The sequence below is a fragment of the Youxingia wuxianensis genome (genome assembly GCF_014385085.1).
Classification (GTDB): Bacteria; Bacillota; Clostridia; order Oscillospirales; family Ruminococcaceae; genus Youxingia; species Youxingia wuxianensis.
In genome coordinates, this window is record NZ_JACRTD010000004.1 from 147,493 (window position 1) to 165,805 (window position 18,313).

The 18,313-nt window shown below is 46.8% G+C and carries 19 protein-coding genes and 1 tRNA gene; 11 read left to right on the forward strand and 9 right to left on the reverse strand.

Annotated elements, in window-relative coordinates; genetic code table 11:
• From H8705_RS06830 to H8705_RS06850, 5 genes are all read left to right on the forward strand, one after another.
• Nucleotides 1-1,119 (forward strand): ABC transporter ATP-binding protein, encoded by a 1,119-nt coding sequence (locus tag H8705_RS06830; RefSeq protein WP_262395087.1) that lies wholly within the window; start codon nucleotides 1-3, stop codon nucleotides 1,117-1,119.
• Nucleotides 1,120-1,183: 64 nt separating this feature from the next.
• Nucleotides 1,184-2,605: an ABC transporter substrate-binding protein gene (locus H8705_RS06835; RefSeq protein WP_262395088.1), complete on the forward strand. Its 1,422-nt coding sequence runs from the start codon at nucleotides 1,184-1,186 to the stop codon at nucleotides 2,603-2,605.
• Between the two features lie 174 nt (nucleotides 2,606-2,779).
• The gene (locus tag H8705_RS06840) at nucleotides 2,780-3,706 is read left to right on the forward strand and encodes a carbohydrate ABC transporter permease (RefSeq protein WP_262395089.1); all 927 of its coding nucleotides are present in this window, start codon (nucleotides 2,780-2,782) and stop codon (nucleotides 3,704-3,706) included.
• 9 nt (nucleotides 3,707-3,715) lie between these two features.
• Nucleotides 3,716-4,648 (forward strand): carbohydrate ABC transporter permease, encoded by a 933-nt coding sequence (locus tag H8705_RS06845; RefSeq protein WP_262395090.1) that lies wholly within the window; start codon nucleotides 3,716-3,718, stop codon nucleotides 4,646-4,648.
• 17 nt (nucleotides 4,649-4,665) lie between these two features.
• Nucleotides 4,666-5,178, forward strand: a complete 513-nt coding sequence (locus tag H8705_RS06850) for an L-2-amino-thiazoline-4-carboxylic acid hydrolase (RefSeq protein ID WP_262395091.1) — start codon at nucleotides 4,666-4,668, stop codon at nucleotides 5,176-5,178.
• A gap of 44 nt (nucleotides 5,179-5,222) precedes the next feature.
• Here the strand turns inward: H8705_RS06850 and H8705_RS06855 are convergent, their stop codons facing one another.
• A complete protein-coding gene (locus tag H8705_RS06855) occupies nucleotides 5,223-5,783 on the reverse strand; it encodes a sugar O-acetyltransferase (protein WP_262395092.1) in 561 nt (186 codons plus the stop codon).
• Nucleotides 5,784-6,036: 253 nt separating this feature from the next.
• Here H8705_RS06855 and H8705_RS06860 point away from each other — a divergent pair, with 253 nt between their 5' ends.
• Nucleotides 6,037-6,567 carry a CarD family transcriptional regulator gene (locus tag H8705_RS06860; RefSeq protein ID WP_262395093.1) on the forward strand — a complete coding sequence of 177 codons (531 nt, stop codon included), beginning with the start codon at nucleotides 6,037-6,039 and terminating at the stop codon, nucleotides 6,565-6,567.
• Here the strand turns inward: H8705_RS06860 and H8705_RS06865 are convergent.
• Nucleotides 6,559-7,713 carry an aldo/keto reductase gene (locus tag H8705_RS06865; protein ID WP_262395094.1) on the reverse strand — a complete coding sequence of 385 codons (1,155 nt, stop codon included), beginning with the start codon at nucleotides 7,711-7,713 and terminating at the stop codon, nucleotides 6,559-6,561. The two genes, H8705_RS06860 and H8705_RS06865, sit on opposite strands and share 9 nt — an antisense overlap.
• A 211-nt stretch (nucleotides 7,714-7,924) precedes the next feature.
• Here H8705_RS06865 and H8705_RS06870 point away from each other — a divergent pair, with 211 nt between their 5' ends.
• The 3 genes from H8705_RS06870 to H8705_RS06880 all read left to right on the forward strand — a co-directional run bounded on the left by H8705_RS06870 (nucleotide 7,925) and on the right by H8705_RS06880 (nucleotide 10,197).
• The gene (locus H8705_RS06870; RefSeq protein ID WP_262395095.1) at nucleotides 7,925-8,314 is read left to right on the forward strand and encodes a MerR family transcriptional regulator; all 390 of its coding nucleotides are present in this window, start codon (nucleotides 7,925-7,927) and stop codon (nucleotides 8,312-8,314) included.
• Nucleotides 8,315-9,017: 703 nt separating this feature from the next.
• A complete protein-coding gene (locus tag H8705_RS06875; RefSeq protein ID WP_262395096.1) occupies nucleotides 9,018-9,233 on the forward strand; it encodes a helix-turn-helix domain-containing protein in 216 nt (71 codons plus the stop codon).
• Nucleotides 9,234-9,567: 334 nt separating this feature from the next.
• Complete coding sequence (locus H8705_RS06880) at nucleotides 9,568-10,197, forward strand: zinc ribbon domain-containing protein (RefSeq protein ID WP_262395097.1); 630 nt, start codon at nucleotides 9,568-9,570, stop codon at nucleotides 10,195-10,197.
• Here the strand turns inward: H8705_RS06880 and H8705_RS06885 are convergent.
• From H8705_RS06885 to H8705_RS06915, 7 genes are all read right to left on the reverse strand, one after another.
• A tRNA-Met gene (locus H8705_RS06885) sits at nucleotides 10,176-10,252 on the reverse strand. The two genes, H8705_RS06880 and H8705_RS06885, sit on opposite strands and share 22 nt — an antisense overlap.
• Before the next feature lie 225 nt (nucleotides 10,253-10,477).
• A complete protein-coding gene (locus tag H8705_RS06890; RefSeq protein ID WP_262395098.1) occupies nucleotides 10,478-10,747 on the reverse strand; it encodes a hypothetical protein in 270 nt (89 codons plus the stop codon).
• 158 nt (nucleotides 10,748-10,905) lie between these two features.
• The gene (gene gpmI / locus H8705_RS06895) at nucleotides 10,906-12,420 is read right to left on the reverse strand and encodes a 2,3-bisphosphoglycerate-independent phosphoglycerate mutase (protein WP_262395099.1); all 1,515 of its coding nucleotides are present in this window, start codon (nucleotides 12,418-12,420) and stop codon (nucleotides 10,906-10,908) included.
• A 17-nt stretch (nucleotides 12,421-12,437) separates the two neighbouring features.
• Nucleotides 12,438-13,205, reverse strand: a complete 768-nt coding sequence (gene tpiA, locus H8705_RS06900) for a triose-phosphate isomerase (RefSeq protein ID WP_262395100.1) — start codon at nucleotides 13,203-13,205, stop codon at nucleotides 12,438-12,440.
• A gap of 92 nt (nucleotides 13,206-13,297) precedes the next feature.
• Nucleotides 13,298-14,488 carry a phosphoglycerate kinase gene (locus tag H8705_RS06905; protein ID WP_262395101.1) on the reverse strand — a complete coding sequence of 397 codons (1,191 nt, stop codon included), beginning with the start codon at nucleotides 14,486-14,488 and terminating at the stop codon, nucleotides 13,298-13,300.
• 330 nt (nucleotides 14,489-14,818) lie between these two features.
• Complete coding sequence (locus H8705_RS06910) at nucleotides 14,819-15,751, reverse strand: DegV family protein (protein WP_262395102.1); 933 nt, start codon at nucleotides 15,749-15,751, stop codon at nucleotides 14,819-14,821.
• A 4-nt stretch (nucleotides 15,752-15,755) separates the two neighbouring features.
• Complete coding sequence (locus tag H8705_RS06915) at nucleotides 15,756-16,253, reverse strand: tRNA (cytidine(34)-2'-O)-methyltransferase (RefSeq protein ID WP_262395103.1); 498 nt, start codon at nucleotides 16,251-16,253, stop codon at nucleotides 15,756-15,758.
• 302 nt (nucleotides 16,254-16,555) lie between these two features.
• Here H8705_RS06915 and H8705_RS06920 point away from each other — a divergent pair, with 302 nt between their 5' ends.
• Together H8705_RS06920 and H8705_RS06925 are read left to right on the forward strand one after the other, a co-directional pair.
• Nucleotides 16,556-17,056, forward strand: coding sequence for a terminase small subunit (locus H8705_RS06920; protein WP_262395104.1), 501 nt, complete (start codon nucleotides 16,556-16,558; stop codon nucleotides 17,054-17,056).
• Nucleotides 17,049-18,299 (forward strand): PBSX family phage terminase large subunit, encoded by a 1,251-nt coding sequence (locus H8705_RS06925; RefSeq protein WP_262395105.1) that lies wholly within the window; start codon nucleotides 17,049-17,051, stop codon nucleotides 18,297-18,299. The genes H8705_RS06920 and H8705_RS06925 overlap by 8 nt, the downstream gene beginning before the upstream one ends.
• Nucleotides 18,300-18,313: the final 14 nt, after the last annotated feature.

Consider the following 18,313-nt stretch of genomic DNA (forward strand, 5'->3'; position numbering starts at 1 on the left):
ATGGCTTCGGTAACAATGGAAAATGTCAATAAATACTATTACTCTTCTGCAAGATTAAATCACGCGGTCATTAATTTAAATATGGAGATCCAAGATGGAGAACTGGTTTCCATCGTAGGGCCTTCCGGCTGCGGCAAGACTTCCACCATGCGCATGATTGCCGGATTGGAGGGAGTCACCCAGGGAAAGATTTTTTTTGACGGTAACCCCATCAACCACCTTTCCCCCGCCCAGCGCAATGTCGCCCTTTCTTTTGAATCCTATGCTCTTTATCAGCATATGACCGTAAAAGAAAATATCCAATTCTGCCTGAAGGTAAAAAATCTTTCCCCCCAGGAGATGGAAAAACAATGCAACTGGATTGTAGGGCTGCTGGGAATACATAACATTTTGGATCAAAAGCCTGCCAATCTTTCCGGCGGCCAGCAGCAGCTGGTTTCTTTGGCGCGAGCCCTCTCCCGTACACCTTCGGTCACTCTTCTAGATGAGCCAATATCCCATCTGGACGGAAGAGCCCGGCAGGATGTTTCCATTAAAATACGGGAAATCCACAACCAACTGGGACTGACGATGATTTATGTAACCCATAACCAGGAAGAAGCTTTCGCTTTGGCCGACCGGGTAGCGGTAATGAATTTCGGCGAGCTGCAGCAGATCGGCACCCGCCAGGAAATTATTGAAAATCCCGTTAATATGTTTGTGGCGGAGTTTATCGGGGAGCCGTCCATGAACTTTATCCCCTGCCAGGTAAGCAGACAAGGGGAAACTCTGGAGCTGATCTGTCATAAGGACCCAGCCTTTCATCTGCCCGCAGCGCGTAAATACCTGCCTGCCCTTCACAAAGGGCAGTATCAGCGGATCATCATAGGTATCCGTCCCATCGCCTGCCGGCTGGAAGAATTTCGCCGCCCGGATGATTGCAAACTGACTGGGCAGGTTCTGTCTTACGAGCACCTGGGAGAAAAGTCTTTCGTAAAAATACATGCGCTGGAACAAAAGATTTCCGCAGATATTTCTTCCCATTATTTTTACAGCACCGGGGATACGCTGTCCCTGTACGTCAATCCCCAAGAGGCAATCTATTTTGATGAGGAAACGGGGAATGCGTTGCCTTGGTAACCTTCCTGCCGTGCGGCCGCCAGAAAGCGGCCCGATATATCATATTTAAAAAGGAGGAAAACATATGTCTATGGGAAAAAGAGTGGGGTGTCTCCTGCTGGCGGCGATTATAATTTTAGGGCTAACCGCCTGTTCATCCGAATCAGCGGCGCCATCGCAGGATCCGCCGTCCTCTCAGGTCCAAACGTCGCCAAGCGAGGAAAATACCGATAGTTTCGACTGGAAAAAATTTCAGGGAACGGAAATTAATATTGTAGGGGTGGAAGGCGTTTACAACGAGCAGATTTTAGAAGCAATCGAACCCTTCGAAGAAAAAACGGGAATTACCATTGGGAAAGTAGATTTTATCCCGGAAGCAGAATACACCAAAAAAGTACAGCTGCTCGCCTCCTCCAAATCCAGCGAGTACGACGTGTACATGGTCAGTTTTACCAACCTGTTCGACTATGTCCCCTCTCAGTGGATTGAACCACTGGACGGATATCTGAATAATCCGGCAATAACCGATCCGGATCTGAATATGGATGATTTTTATCCCAGCGTGCTTAATTATTGTTACTGGAACGGAGTGAACGGCACTCCCTTGGGGAAGGATACCGAAGGCGCCCAGCTTTACGCAATGCCGTTTGGCTGGATTGTATTCAATCTTTTATACCGTTCGGACCTCTTTGAGAAATACAATATCGAGGTTCCCCGGACAGTGGACGATATTATTGCAGCAGGCGAGCTGATCCAGGAAAAAGAACCGGGCATGTACGGAGTGGCCATGCGGGGATTTAAGAGCGTAGATATGCTGTATGGCGGCATCTGGCAGACAATCTTAAGCTGCGGTGGTTCCGACTTTGATAAGGATCTCAACCCGGTATTCGACAGTGAGGAAAATATCAAGGGACTGGAAAAAATCGCTGAAATGATCAATAAGGTGAGCAATCCCAGCGACTGGGCCAATATGACCTGGTATGAAGTTCTCACCGATCTGCAGTCAGGTAAATGCGCAATGGCAATCGACGCCCCTTCCTTAGCTACTTGGATTGCCGATGGGGAGGATTCCGTGGCCAAAGGAAAAATCGATGTGGCTCCACCGGTATATGTGGATACTGCCGATAAAGCCAAATCTATCATTTTCGGCTGGAATCTGGGGATCAACGCCTTTAGTGAAAAGAAGGACGCCGCTTGGTATTTCCTTCAGTATTGTACTGGAGCGGAGCGTCAGTCCAGCGGCTCCCGTCTGGCATTCCCCACCCGCCGTTCGGCAATGGAAGCGGACAGTTTCAAACAAAGCCTGCAGGACAGCGGTATGGTAAACTTCATCGACTCCTGGAACAAGACCACCGAAGTCGCCGACGTATTGTTTACCCCTGCTACTGGATTTAACGATTACGGCTATATCCTGGCGGGTGAATTGCAAAACGCCGTCTTAGGCACTAAGAGCGCGAAAGACGCTTTGGAAACCGTATCCAAATATTACAGCGACAACTATAAGTAACTGCAAACAACCGCAGTTGCGCCGCAGGGGATATGGCCCGCTATGGGCCATATCCCCTGAAAAGAAAATCAACAGCGCGTATACTGCCGCAAATCCTCTGCGCGGATAAAGTACGCCTGACAGACTGTTTTTAAAGTTTTATGCCGGTGCAGAGCGGCGAAATGGGGTTTTGTGATGATAATTGATAAACTGCGCAGACAAGCGGCTCCTTCTGATGTAGAACAGGCGGTGAACAGGCGGGAAAAGCCTTATATGCTTATCATTTATCCATCCCTTATTGTTACAATATTATTTATGCTGCCATTTCTTTGGGGGATCTATCTAACTTTTACAGACTTCAGACTTGGCGCCGCCCAGACAAACTTTAACTGGTTTGAAAACTACTGGTCGGTCATGACCTCTTCTAACTTTCTGAGGGCTGCCTGGCGCACAACTCAGTTTACTTTAATCACAATTTCAATCGAGCTAGGTCTGGCTTTCGCTTTATCCATCATGATGAATACGGAAACCATCATGGCAAAAGTAATGCGGCGGATTATTTCTTTCCCGCTGATGATCGCCCCTATTTTAGCTACTTTGGCCTTGAAGCTGATGCTCAACAACAAATTCGGGGTGGTCAATTATCTTTTGTCCTTCTTTGGAAAAGAAGATTTTCCCTGGGGCGCCAGCCCTGACACCTCTATGTTTACTGTGATTTTGGTGGATGTATGGATATTCACCCCTTTTATGGTCCTGATTATTTTGGCCGGCCTGCGTTCTTTGCCCAAAGATCCTATGGAAGCAGCGTCGGTAGACGGGGCGTCAAAAAATAATATTTTATTCCGTATTACTATGCCAATTCTTATGCCGACGATTTTAGTGGCTGTCATCTTCCGTTTTATCGACTGTATCAAAGCCTTTGATGTTATCTGGGGTATGACCGCCGGCGGACCGGGAGACAGCACCACCGTATTTTCCATCTTTGGTTATGTGCTTTCCTTCTCATCTATGGATATTGCCAAGGGAAATACAGTGCTGGTAATCGTGTGGCTTATAAATATGTTTTTAGGAACCAAACTGATCAAATTCTGGCAGGCATCCAAAGACCGGATCGGCGGATAGGAGGAGTTTATGAAACACACACGTGAAGAGTTAAAAATTATCCGCAGCATCAAGCGCAGTATGCAGCCTCTCAGCGTGGGAAAGCGAATTTTGGTCAACTTGGGGCTGTTTGTTGCATTTCTGTTTTTTATCGGACCGATTTTATGGATTGTCCTGATGTCCTTTAAAACCCAAAGCCAGATTACCTCCTGGCCTCCAAGTATTTTTTCCTCCTTCACCTTGGAAAATTACGCCAGTATTTTTTCCCGTCTAGGAGGCGCAGCAGTAGAAACCACCAAAGACATGCTCATGCAGAAAAAAGTGGAGAAATTTGTCCAGGCGCTGATAAACACCGCATTTCTCTCCGTGTCCTCGGTAGCCATCTCCTTGGTGGTGGGGGTTCCGGCCGCTTATGGACTTTCCCGGTTTAAGACCAAATCCAAAGAAAGTTTAGCGATGATGTTCATGAGCTTTCGGTTTGTTCCTGAATTAATGACAATCATTCCACTGTATCTGATCTATCAAAAAGTGGGGCTGTACGGCACTACCTTTGGCTTGGTATGGGTCTACATATTAATTTCCCTTCCTATGATCATTTGGATTTCCCGGATTGGATTTGACGAGCTTCCTTATGATTTGGAACAGGCGGCTCTTCTGGATGGATACGGCAAAGCAAAAGCCTTTTTCAAAATCGTTCTTCCTTTGGCAAAACCAGGGATCGCCGCTTCTGTTGTGCTTTCATTTATTTATGCCTGGAATAATTTTTTGTTCGGATTTATTCTTTCCTCCTCGGATAATCAGCCTGTAACAGTAGCAATTCTTGGATTTTACGATATCACGGGGCTGAACTATGGGCGCATTTCTGCAGCGATTGTTCTGGCTATCCTCCCCGCTATCATCGTTTCCCAGGTTGCGTGCAAGCATCTGGTAAGCGGACTTAGCATGGGCGCTGTCAAACGATAATAAAGGAGATTGTTATAATGAAAATCACCAATAAGGACTGCTATGATTCTACCAACGAAGAGGCCTTAAAGCGAGAAGATGGGGTTATCCGCGTTCTCGCCCTGACTTTTACCGGGATGCTTCGGGAGCTGGAGAAAGTATACGGTGAAGGGGTAGTAGATGTGGCGAGAAAAGGATTTTTGGAGGCGAAAATCGGTGCAGATAAGCAGACCTTTGCCACTATCAAGGATAAAACCCTTGCAAATTACTGCACTTGGCTCAATTCTATTCTGCATCTTACGCAGGAGTTTGAAGTAGAGCTGGACGAGGAAAAGCAGGAAGCCAGATATACCTTCCATTACTGTCCTTGGGCCAAATACTTCAACGAGTTCGGCGGCGCTAAATACGGTCATTTTTTCTGTGATGCGGATGAACCTATGGCGCGGGAATACGACCCCAGTCTCGGTTTTAAGATCACCCAGCGTCTGATGGACGGGGACTGCTGCTGCGACCATTTTCTTTACATAAAAAAAGAGCATGACCAAGAATAGGCCTTATAAAAGCCGCCGCCCAAAAAGGGCGGCGGCTTTTGTGCTTATTCCGTAATTTCCCGAAGAACCCGACAGGGATTTCCAGCGGCAATTACTCCCGGGGGAACGTCCCCGGTCACCACGCTGCCGGCTCCGATAATGGAACCGGCACCAATATTTACCCCAGGCAGCACCGTCACATTTCCGCCGATCCATACATCATCCCCTACCCGGATAGGATAAGCGTATTCCAGTCCCTGGGCACGCTGGGATGGGTTTTGGGGATGACCGGCGGTATAAAACCCGCAGTTGGGCCCAATAAACACATTTTCCCCGAAAATGACGTCGGCGCCATCTAAAATTACACAGTTGTGGTTGGCATAAAAGCCCTCTCCAATTTCAATGTGATACCCATAATCGCAATAAAACGGCGGCTCGATTACAAACCTCTCTCCTGTTTTCCGAAACAGCTTTTTAATCAGCATCCGGCGTTTTTGATCTTGTTTCGGAGGCGCCTGGTTGTAGTGAAAACAAATTTCTTTGGCCACAATGCGTTCCTGCTGTAAGGCAGAGTCATAATTGGCGTTATACAGCTCTCCTTTGGCTGCCTTTTCCTTTTCAGTCATCTGATCCCTCCTATAGGATATGCGGTTATTATACCATAAACGATACAAATTATCGCCACATGCAAAGGCCTTTCGCAAATAGTTCTTACATTTTGATGCCAAAATGTGCTATAATAAGAGTACAGCGTGTAGTTCTGACGAACGTAAGTCCGGTTGTCAGTGCTGCATGCTTTTCTTTTTATATCGGGTATTACCAGAAATCAGGGTCTAAATTCAGCCTTGGAAAAATATGAAACCTGGGAGGTAAGGTATTATGTATGAAGTTGGAGATGTGATTTTTTATGGAAATACAGGGGTTTGCCAAATTCAGGATATTACTGTCCCGAACATCGCCGGCGTGGACAAGTCTCAACTGTATTATGTCCTCAGGCCCTTCTTCCAAAGCGAAACTATTTATTCTCCCGTAAATACAAAGGTGTTTATGCGCCCAGTCATCTCTGTCCAGGAAGCTCATCGGCTGATCGATATGATCCCTACAATCCAGGCGCAGGTTGTCTGTGATTCTAAGGCGCGCCAGTGCGCGGAGCATTATCAATCTATGATTCATACCCACGACTGTGAAGATTTGATAGAACTTACCATGTCCATTTATGCCAAAAAACAGCAGATGGAGCAGCAGCGAAAAAAATTCGGCGCTGTGGATGAGTGGTTTATGAAGCGGGCGGAGGAGCTGTTATTTGGAGAACTTTCTATCGTCCTGGGAATTTCTAAAGATGACATACCGGAATATATCGCGGCCCGGGTGCGGCTGATCCAAGATCAGCAAAAAGAAAAGTCACTTTAAAAACAGTTGGGCAGCCTGTTTCATTTTACTGATTACATCCACGCCAAATGGACAGTTTTTCATACATTTGCCGCATGCGATACATTCTCCCGCGTGATGTTCCAATACAGCGTAGTGGTCCCGGAGAGTTTCCGGGACATTTTTTTGCGCCAAAGCAAGATCCAAATATTTATTTACCGCGGCTATATCAATTTTCTTTGTGCATGGCGCGCAATGACCACAATACATACAATGGCCGTGGAATGCTCGTCTGGGCGCTTTGGCCAGGACCAGGCTGTAATCTTTTTCCTGTTCCGATGCCGTTTCATACGCTAGAGAAGCCTGCAGCTCTTTCACACTTCCCGCTCCTACTGCTACGCTGGCTACCGCTGGGCGGCTCAGACAGTAATGCAGACACTGAGCGGGAGTCATCCCTCTTCCAAAGGGAGACTGTTTTTCATCCAGTAAGACCCCTCCGGCATACCCTTTCATCACTGTAATAGCAACGCCGGCGTTTTCACAGGCCTGATAAAGCTGCGCCCGTTTGGGGTGGATTCCTTCATAGGTAATCTGGCTGAAGGTACTTTCCTCAAAGAGGATATCCACATCCTCACTGGCGGGAAGCATATCATAGGCCGCATTGATACTGAACAGTATTACATCAATCAGTCCGCTTTCCACAGATTTTAACGCTATATCCGGATTGTGTGTGGAAATTCCAAGACAGCGGATTTTTCCATCGGATTTTAACTTTTGGGCATACTCCATAATTTCCCCCTGAAAGACCGTATCAAAATCCTTTTGGTCATCCACATAGTGCAGCATCCCAATATCCACATAATCTACTCCCAGTCTGGTGAAAAAATCCTCATAAGCTTCTTTGACTTCCCGGATATCTCTGCTCCTGCGGTATTGCCCGTCCTCCCATATAGAACATAAGTGTCCTTCGATTACAAACTGCTCCCGGGGATATCTGCCGATAACTTTTCCCACGTTGCTGCGCATCTGGGGATTAGAGTTGTAAATATCGATAAAGTTCATTCCCCCCGCCACTGCACAGTCGATTAGCGTCTGACATTCTTCGTAGCTTTTTCCTTCCAGCCCTTCGCCGCCGATTCCAATTTCACTGACTTTGATCCCTGTACGTCCTAATTCCCGATAATTCATAGCTTTCTCCTTTTCTTCCTGACCGTTTTTAATTAAAGAATACTCCTTAGAGCAGGCTCCCTGTCAAGGGGTTTTCTAAAATATTTTAAAAAATCACTATAAATATCCAATTTCCTGCATACGGCTGTAAAAAGACTTGACTTGGACCCCACTCTAAGGTTTACAATATAAAATATCGACAGCTATTTTCCAAAGAAAGGAAGTTATTTATATGACAATCGCACAGGTCAGCAAAGAGTATGATATTGCCGCAGATACCCTTCGTTATTATGAGCGGATCGGCCTGCTTCCAACAGTAAACCGTTCTAAAAGTGGATTTCGGGACTATCTGCCGGAGGACTGCCGCTGGGTTGAGTTCATTAAGTGTATGCGCCGGGCAGGGATACAAATTGAAGCTCTCATCGAATATGTGTCTTTATTCCAGCAGGGAGATGAAACCCAGGCCGCCCGCAAACAAATTTTAATTGAGCAGAGATCCCTGCTGCAAGGACGAATTGAGGAGATGCAGCAGACCTTAGCCTACCTAGATAAAAAAATCGATCATTATGAACAATGGAATCCCGTGCTTGAAAATGATATGCTTTCTGGAAATGGGCAATAAAAAAGCAGCCGCAAAACAATGTTTTGCGGCTGCTTTTTATTTTTGGAAAGCTACGCTTTCCCTAGCTATCCGTCCTAATGTCAGAGCCAAGGAATGGCTACGTCTCGGCACGGTCAAAGGATAACCCACCGTCTTAATTGCTACCGCAATATTTTTTCAGAGGTAATGGCCCATATCACACAGACGTTTTCGGCAGCACCTCCTCCAGGCGCTGGTCGACTTCTTTCATTTGTGCGGCTAATTCTTTCATATAAACACTGTCCTAAGAACTGCATCATATCCAGCATTTCTTTTGTTGTCATGAAAAATGCTGCGTTTCGTAGGATCGTCCGAAAAAAGTTGACAGCGAAGATGGGCTGTCGTGAGAGCGCTTGCAACCCGGCAGATTAGCGGAGCGTGACTTCTTCCAGAAAAGGAGGAGCAGCGACGGGGCGCGCTCTGACTAAAGTTAGGGCAAACGACACATGGCTTATTCCGATATGGTTGCGGGGATACACAATATAGTTTTCCTGAAATATTATTCGGGTATTTTTATCGGATACCCGCTATCCCACCTAAAAAGAACGAAACGCTGTCTGACAAGCCTGTAAAAGACGGCTTTAAAAGTATAGATAAACCACCTTAAGGGCAAAAGAAAAACGCAAGGGGGCAGCCCTGCGTTTCTCTTCCCTTTACTACTTGACAAAATAAAGGTGGTTATAAAATGGATATATGTAAAATTGTAGGCGATAACATTAAAAAGCTTCGCTTGGAAAAGCACCTGACACAAGAACACCTTGCCTTTTACTCGAAAATGTCCTGTGCCCATTTGGCTAAAACAGAAAGAGGACTGAATAATCCAACCATTCTCACCATACAGAATATTGCGGACGCCCTGGGGGTGGACCCAGAAGAGCTTTTCCGCAATTCTGGGAGATAAAATTTCGAACTGCTCCTGCCGCCGCGGGAGCAGTTCTATTATGTAAAAAAAGATTGAAAAGCGCAACGCTATCCCCCGCCACCTTATACTTTGCGGCCTCGCCTGCGAATTGGCCCATTCCGTAAGAAACCGGATGCGCCTGTTTGGCGGTGATATTGGCTTGTTTCAGCCCGGATAATGTTTCCTCCAAAATCGCAGGATCTGTATATACGCTTACAGTCTCCAAGAAGAAAAGCAGCGGGAAAACCGCAGAAAAAAGCCTAATGCTATTAGAGTAGAAAACGCTTTGCCGGTTATCATTGACAAGGCGTTATATGAGGAGGTGCAGAGTATTATGAATAACCGCAGGCAAACAGGGGTAAAAGCCGGATATTTGTGTAGCGGCTTAGTGTATTGTGAATGCGGCGCAAAAATGCACGCTATGAAATCAAAACGCAAAGGCCATGAGTATCATTATTTCTATTGTTCTAAAAAGTGCGGCAGACCAGTAATTCATATGGAAAAAGTGGATGACTGCGCTATTAATTACTTACATGACCTGCTTTCTCCGAAAAATCAAGAACTTATCAGCCGTTCTTTACAGGAATATCAGGGGAAAGAAAATAATCGGATCAATGATTTTAATACTGTGATCCAGCGTAAGATAAAAGAAAAACAAAAGCAGTATCAAAATCTGATGGGAAACCTTTCCAGCGGATCGCTGCCCGCAGAGGTGGTCGCTGATATCGGGGAACAGATGCGTATATTGAAGGAGGAAATCGCTCATCTGGAAAACACCGCCCCGCCTGAGGATTTTACTGTAGATCAGATCAAAACGTGGCTGCAGACTCTTAAAGCAAATCCCGACGAAAAGGCCGTGCATCTTCTCATTGAGCGGATGGATATAAAAAATAAGACGGACATTAACGTAACAAGTACATTAAAATCCGTCTTAGGTGAAAATGGTTGCGGGGATAGGATTTGAACCTACGACCTTCGGGTTATGAGCCCGACGAGCTACCGAACTGCTCCACCCCGCGATATATCAAATTATTTAATTGTGACATCCCTGCATTCTACTGCAAATACGGTTTTTTGTAGACGTAAAAAGCCTTTAAACAAGCCATCCGGAGCGTCCAATTTTTTGAATGCTTGATTATTATATCATATAGTATTGGAAAAGGCAAGTGCTTTTGCGTATTATTTTATACAGAGTATAGAAGCTGCCGGTGAACCAATTTTCACCGGCAGGCTAAAAACACTTTTTATTCTTCCACAGACGTTTCGTCTTCCTGAGTTTGCTCTGACGGGGCCTGCCCTTCGGATGTCTCTTCAGAAACATCTTCCTGTTCGTCGTCCTCTACTTGAGTGGCATAATAATCCAAATCATTCATATCGTCGTCCAACATATCATCATCAAAATCATCGCACAAAACGCAGCTTTTCCGTTTAAAGTAAGCGGCCAGGGCGATGAGGGTACCTGCAATAGCAACCAGCAACGCGATTATCGCGATAAATGTGCTTCTTCTCATCATTCGATCCTCCTGTATTTTTTAAAACCTGAATTTAAGGTTATTATTAAAATTAGTATAATACTTTTCCCTGCTTTTTACAATAGATTAGCATTATTTTATGCGGTTTTCTTTAAAAAATACAGCTCCTATTGGATTTGATCCAATAGGAGCTGTTTCTATTATAAAATAATAGATTTTCCATCCATTTCTCCTGGCTGTTCCAGCCCCAGGATTTTCAACATAGTAGGTGCAATATCCGCTAATTTTCCGCCTTCCCGCAGGGAGCATTCCTTCCCAACTACCATAAATGGCACTGGATTGGTGGTATGGGCGGTAAATGGAGAACCATCCGGTTCATACATCTGGTCCGCGTTCCCATGATCTGCAGTCACCAACGCTACTCCGCCATGGGAAAGGATTGCGTCTATCACTTTACCCAGGCAGGTATCTACCGCTTCAACAGCGGCCTTCGCCGCGTCAAATACGCCAGTATGACCTACCATATCGCAGTTGGCAAAGTTCAAAATGATTACATCATATTTGCCGCTGTCAATCCGTTTTACCGCTTCGTCCGCTACTTCATAAGCGCTCATCTCCGGTTTCAGATCGTAAGTAGCCACTTTCGGAGAAGGAATTAAAGCCCGGTCCTCCCCTTTGTACGGAGCTTCCACACCGCCATTGAAGAAAAAGGTCACATGGGCGTATTTTTCTGTTTCTGCGATACGCAGCTGGGTGAGTCCATGATTGGAAATATATTCTCCAAAGGTATTATTGAGGACCTGCGGATGGAATGCTACCTGTACATTAGGCATGGCCACATCATATTGGGTCATACACACATAAAATACTTTCTGGCGTCCGCCTTTTCTCTCAAACCCTTTAAAATCATCATCCACTAAGGTTCTGGTGATCTCCCTGGCTCTGTCCGGACGGAAGTTAAAGCAGATTACCGAATCCCCGCTTTTGATCTGTGCGTCTTTTAAACAAACAGTAGGGATCACAAATTCATCGGTAACTTCTGCTCCATAGGATTTCTCCATCGCGTCCACAGCCGAAGGATTAAAGTTTCCTTCCCCATATACCATGGCGGCATATGCTTTCTCTACTCTTTCCCAGCGGTTATCGCGGTCCATGGCATAATAACGTCCCATAACGGTAGCCACTTGACCCACGCCAAGCTCGTTCATTTTTTCTTCCAGCTCAGCAATATAATCCCGTCCGGAAGTAGGCGGCACATCACGTCCATCCATAAAACAATGAACATATACCTTGGTAATGCCGTATTTCTTCGCCATTTCCAGCAGCCCATACAAATGGGTGTTATGGCTGTGTACCCCTCCATCGGACATAAGTCCCATGAGGTGAAGGGCGCCGCCACTCTGTTTGCAGTTTTCCATGGCTGCTTTCAGCGCAGGATTTTCAAAGAAATCACCATCTTTAATTGCCTTGGTAATCCGGGTCAGCTCCTGATAAACTACCCGGCCGGCGCCGATGTTAGTATGTCCGACCTCGGAATTTCCCATCTGCCCGTCGGGAAGCCCCACATCCATACCGGAAGCGCCGATCAGGGTATGAGGATTCTGAGAAAATAATTTTTCTATGTTGGGCTTGTTTGCAGCCTCAATTGCATTGCCATAGTTATTAGAGTTATATCCAAATCCGTCTAAAATGATTAAAGCAAGTGGTTTTTTCATGGTGGTTCTCCTTCTGATTATTTGCTGGCCGCTTTTACAATGACAGAAAAGTCAGCCGCTTTCAAAGAGGCTCCGCCGATAAGCCCTCCGTCCACATCCGGCTGGGCCAGCAATTCTTCAGCATTGCCCGCATTCATGGAACCGCCGTACTGGATGGTCATGGCGTCCGCTGCATCCTGGCCGTACAGCCCCCCAACCACGGTGCGGATATAATGGTTCACTTCGTTGGCCTGCTGAGCGGTAGCGGTTTTCCCGGTACCGATTGCCCAAACCGGCTCATAAGCGATAATAATCTTCTTTAGTTCTTCTTTGCTGACCCCGCCAAGAGCTACTTTTGTCTGCATCCCGCAAACTTCTTCGGTAATCCCCTGTTCTCTCTGCTCCAGCAGTTCTCCTACGCACAAAATTACATTCAGCCCCGCGTCCAACGCCGCGCGTACTCTTTGATTAACGGTGGCATCCGTCTCGCCAAAATACTGGCGCCGTTCGCTGTGGCCGATCACCACGTATTCCACACCCATTTCTGTGAGCATATCCGCAGAAATCTCCCCGGTAAACGCGCCGCTTTTCGCCCAATGACAGTTTTCCGCGCCTACTTTAATATTAGTTCCTTCCGTGGCCTGCAAGGCGGTTTCCAAATTGGTATAGGGAACGCAAATGACAACGCCGCAGTCCGCCCCTGCTACCAACGGTTTCATTTCTTCAATTAAAGCTTTTGCTTCCTTACGGTTTTTATTCATTTTCCAGTTGCCGGCAATAACTGCTTTTCTTAAAGTTTTATTCATTCTACTTGACCTCCGGTTGTTATTATTTCATCCACTTTATCAAACGAAAAACCACACAGGGCGGGGTTTGCCCCGCCCTGCCAAACAATCCTTTATTTATCGTTGAGAGCCGCGATCCCAGGCAGTTCCAAACCTTCTAAAAATTCCAAAGACGCACCGCCGCCGGTGGAAATGTGGGTCATTTTATCTCCAAATCCCAATTTTGTCACCGCCGCTGCGCTGTCGCCGCCGCCGATGATGCTTACCGCGCCGCTTTCCGCTACTGCGGTGGCAACTTTCAAAGTACCGCCGGCAAATTTCTCAAATTCAAATACGCCCATCGGTCCATTCCAAACAACTGTACCTGCACCTTTGATCGCGTCACAGAAAAGCTTTTCTGTTTCCGGCCCGATATCCATTCCCATCCATCCGTCCGGAATACTTTTCGCGTCGCAAACCTTCATTTCACAGTTGGCGTCAAATTTATCCCCAACCCGGTTATCAATGGGAAGTAAAAATTTAACTCCTTTGTCTTTGGCTTTCTCAAGCATTTCTTTTGCCAGCTCCAGCTTATCGTCCTCGCACAGAGAATCGCCGATAGACGCGCCCTGGGCCTTAGCGAAGGTATAAGCCATACCGCCGCCTACAATAAGAACATCCACTTTGTCCAGCAGATTTTTAATAACGCCGATTTTATCGGACACCTTGGCGCCGCCCAAAATCGCCACGAAGGGGCGCTTTGGATCAGAAAGTGCTTTGCCCATGATGGTGATTTCTTTTTGAATCAGGTAGCCGCATACCGCAGGGATGTAGTCCGCCACACCGGCAGTGGAAGCGTGGGCCCTGTGAGCAGAACCAAACGCATCGTTTACAAATACATCCGCCAGGGACGCGAAATCTTTGGCCAGGGCAGGATCATTTTTAGTCTCCCCGGGTTCAAAGCGGACATTTTCCAACATCAGCAGCTCCCCATCCTTCAGGGCCGCCGCTTTGGCCTTGGCATCCTGGCCAACAACGTCTTTTGCCATTTCTACCGGTTTTCCCAGCAGTTCGCTCAAGCGGGCCGCTACCGGGGCCAGGGAAAATTCCGGTTTTACTTCTCCCTTGGGCCGTCCCAGATGGGAGCAAAGAATAACCTTAGCGCCTTTGTCCATCAAGTATTTAATGGTGGGAAGCGCAGCTACAATTCTCTTGTCGCTGGTGATTTGCCCATCCTTTAAAGGAACGTTAAAATCGCATCTGACCAGCACCCGTTTTCCGGATACGTCAATGTCTTCCACAGACTTTTTGTTATAAGATGTCATTTTTTTGCCACCCTTTCATGTAATTATATAATTTTCGTCTCAACCGTATTGTTAAGAAAACATCAATCCTAAGATATTTTAAATCATAATGCCCACTTTTTCAAGGGGTTTCGGGAATTTGTCACCCTTTTTTCATGGGTTTTTCCCAACTTTTCTTCCATTTTCTTCTTACCCCCCATACAGATTATAAATCACATCCGCAAAACATCAGATGCTCTTTATGGCCTGCGCCCTAAAACGCAAAGCGTTTTCCCGCCAGGGGCGGGTACAAATCTTCGATTTGTCAGGCGCGGCTATAAAAAATGTCCGCTTATAGCGGACATTTTGATTTTATTGCTCTTTTGCTAGTGTATCCAATTTTTTCTCGCTCATACGGGTATTCACCCGTTTGGCGCCCCGTACAATAATGCCCACTACCTTAGGTCCAGCGTTGATCGCAATGGAAGCTCCCGCCTGGTAAATCGCTTTTGGCTTATGGCCGAACACCTTCTTGGCCTGACGAAACGCGTCGTCTCCGCAGGTCGGGTCGCATCCGCATACAATCGCCGTAGGTGCGTCTTTATCCACGCACCGGCTGCGGGCATAATCCAAAATTCGGGGAATCAGATTTTTATCTCCCCGTACTTTCTCTACAATGGTCGTTTTTCCATCGATAATGCTGATAATAGGGCGCAGTCCCAGCATATCGCCCACAAACGCCGCCGCTACGGGAATGCGCCCGGAGCGCTTAGCGTATTCCAAACTGTAAGGAGCAAAGTGGATTTCCACCGTGGAGAAAAAGTCCTCCAGATAATCCACAATCTGTTCAAAACCGGCACCCTTTAAATTCATTTTTGCCGCTTCCACCAAAGGATAGCCATATCCAAGAGTATACGATCCGGAATCCAGAACTTTAATTTCCATTTTTCCCACCGCTTCTGGATGCTCCTCAAAAAACTGACGTTTTCCAGTCACCGCCGCTACAAACATGTTGGAGCCTTCCGAAGTGATGGTTACGTTAATCACATGGGTATATCCTCTCTCAAACGCATCCTTATAGGCCTGTTCATAGGTAAAAGAAGAAATGTGGCTGGTCACTGGAAGTTCCTTAGAAGCCGCCAACCGGTCATAAAACTCCTCTGTCGTAAAATCCATCCTCTCCAGATACCCTTGGCCATCGATGGTGATTGGTATAGGAAGCATCATAATTTCGCTGGCAATAAGATCTTCATCCGCAATATCGCTCGCGGTATCGGTCATCAACAATATTTTTTCTTCACTCATATATTTACTCCCACTTAAATTTCGTAAGCTGCCCTTCATTTTGCAACTCGGGGAAATTCCACTGGCGAAGGACTTCATACACCCCCACCGCCACGGTATTGGAAAGGTTCAGGCTGCGGGCTCCTGCGATCATCGGAATACGCACGCACTGCTTTCCATTGGCGTACAAAAGTTCCTCCGGCAATCCTGCGTCTTCCCTTCCAAAAACAATATAGGCCCCGTCCGGATAAAGAACATCACTGTAAGTATGCTGTCCTTTGGTGGTAAAGTAGTAAAATTCCCCTTGGTTTTTTTCAAAAAATTCTTGCGTATTTTGGTAATAGCTGATATCCAACAGATGCCAATAATCTAATCCCGCCCGTTTTAATTTGGCGTCATCAATACGAAATCCCAATGGTCCTACCAGATGAAGCCTTGCCCCCGTAGCCGCGCAGGTACGTGCGATATTTCCGGTATTCTGTGGAATCTGCGGTTCTATCAATACGATATTTAACGATGCCATTGTCTGTCTTCTCTCGTTTTTTAATCATTTTATGCCATTTTCATTTGTATATCACACCAACATATAATTTACCATTTTTCCGGTAGTTTCGTCAAGTATCATACGTTACATTCCATAAAAACGATGCGTTTTTTTGCATCATTTGCAGCATGTATATGAAATTTTAAAAAAACTTTCGAAATTAGGCCAAAATGTCGCATTTTTTTGCATCATTTGGCCGTTTTTGCACCATTAGTGAAGGGATATTTTTATTCATTCGATTTTTCGAGGTGAAATTTATCGGTAAGTTTGATCAAAAAACCATGCGAAATTTATTCTGCGTTTTTTCGGCTCAGGGATATAGTCCTCCCTTAGCCGCCCAAAAAGCAGGCTACCCTTTGGAAAGCTGTGAGCAGCAGGGTGCTTTGCTGTTATTGGAAACCGGTATCCAGAAAAAGATTTCTTCCCTGCGGCGGCGGCTGTTTGGTGAGGACACCCTTCTTCTTGCCAAGGCTCTGCTTTTACAAATTGCCTTCGGGGAAGAGGGCCAGCTCTCTTTTTCCAAGGACGCACAGCTGACAGGTGAGGTTTCCTGTGCGGGTATATCGGAAATCCGCCGCCCCAGCTCCGGCGGCACCCAGCTGAAATTCTGCGACCGGCTACGGGCGCTGGAGCTACTGGTCCAGTTGGGCCAGCAGCAAAAGACCGACGTTCCGTCGGGCTTTTTCGCCGCGCTGAGCGCCGCCGCGGGCGCTCAGAAAAGCGGCGATCCAGCGCCCCCCGTCATCCAGGAAACTGCCGATGGGGCGGATGAGAATGCCTAACTTCGTACCTTTTTCCGAAAAACAGCTGAAAGCCATGACCTGGTGGTGTCCGCAAAGTCCGGATCATGACAAAGACGCCATTATCTGCGACGGTGCGGTACGCTCCGGAAAAACCCTGTGTATGTCGGTAGGATTTGTCAGTTGGGCAATGGCCAGCTTTCAAGAGCAGGCTTTTGCCATGTGCGGCAAAACAGTCCTTTCCCTGCGGCGCAATGTAGTATCCCCCTTGCTCCCCATATTAAGCGAGTTGGGATTTTCCTGCCGGGAAAACCTCTCCCGGGGATATATTGAGGTTTCTGTGGAAGGACGTAAAAACCGGTTTTATCTGTTCGGCGGACGAGATGAATCTTCCGCCGCCTTGATCCAAGGCGTTACTCTCGCCGGGGTGCTCTTTGACGAGGTCGCGCTTATGCCTCGTTCTTTTGTGGAACAGGCGCTGGCAAGGTGTTCAGTAAACGGTTCAAAGTTTTGGTTCAACTGCAATCCTCAGCATCCCCAGCATTGGTTCTATACCCAGTGGATTTTAAAAGCCTCTCAAAAAAACGCGTTGGTACTGCATTTTGTAATGGAGGACAACCCTTCCCTTTCAAAAAAAATGCTGCGGCGGTATCAATCCCTATATTCCGGAAGCTTTTATGATCGGTTTGTCCTGGGTAAATGGACTTGCGTACAGGGCGCGGTATATCCAATGTTCGATGAAAAAATCCATGTGGTGGACAGTATTCCTTCATGCAGCCGGTATTATATTTCTTGCGATTACGGCACCATCAATCCCGCTTCCTTCGGTTTATGGGGAGAGTCGGATGGCCGCTGGTACCGGATACGGGAATATTATCATTCTTCCCGGCTCACCGGAGATTTAAAAACCGATGAGGAGTACTATGAAGCATTGGATCGCCTAGCCGGGGAGTATCCGGTCCAGGCTGTGGTTGTAGACCCTTCCGCCGTCAGTTTTATGGAATGTATCCGCCGCCGGGGAAAATATCAGGTTTTGGCGGCTAACAATGATGTTTCTGACGGTATCCGAACGGTAAGCTCCCTGCTCAAGCAAGGACAGCTTTTGTTCAGCAGAGACTGCAAAGACATTTTGCGGGAGTTTTCCCTTTACCGTTGGGATGAGAACGCCGGCCATGACTGCCCGCGCAAAGAAAACGACCATGCTATGGACGATCTGCGTTATTTTGTGATGACCGTGGCCCGTCAAAACAGCTGCGGATTTTGTTCCTTGGCGGTAGAACGCTAGTTTTATAACGCTAG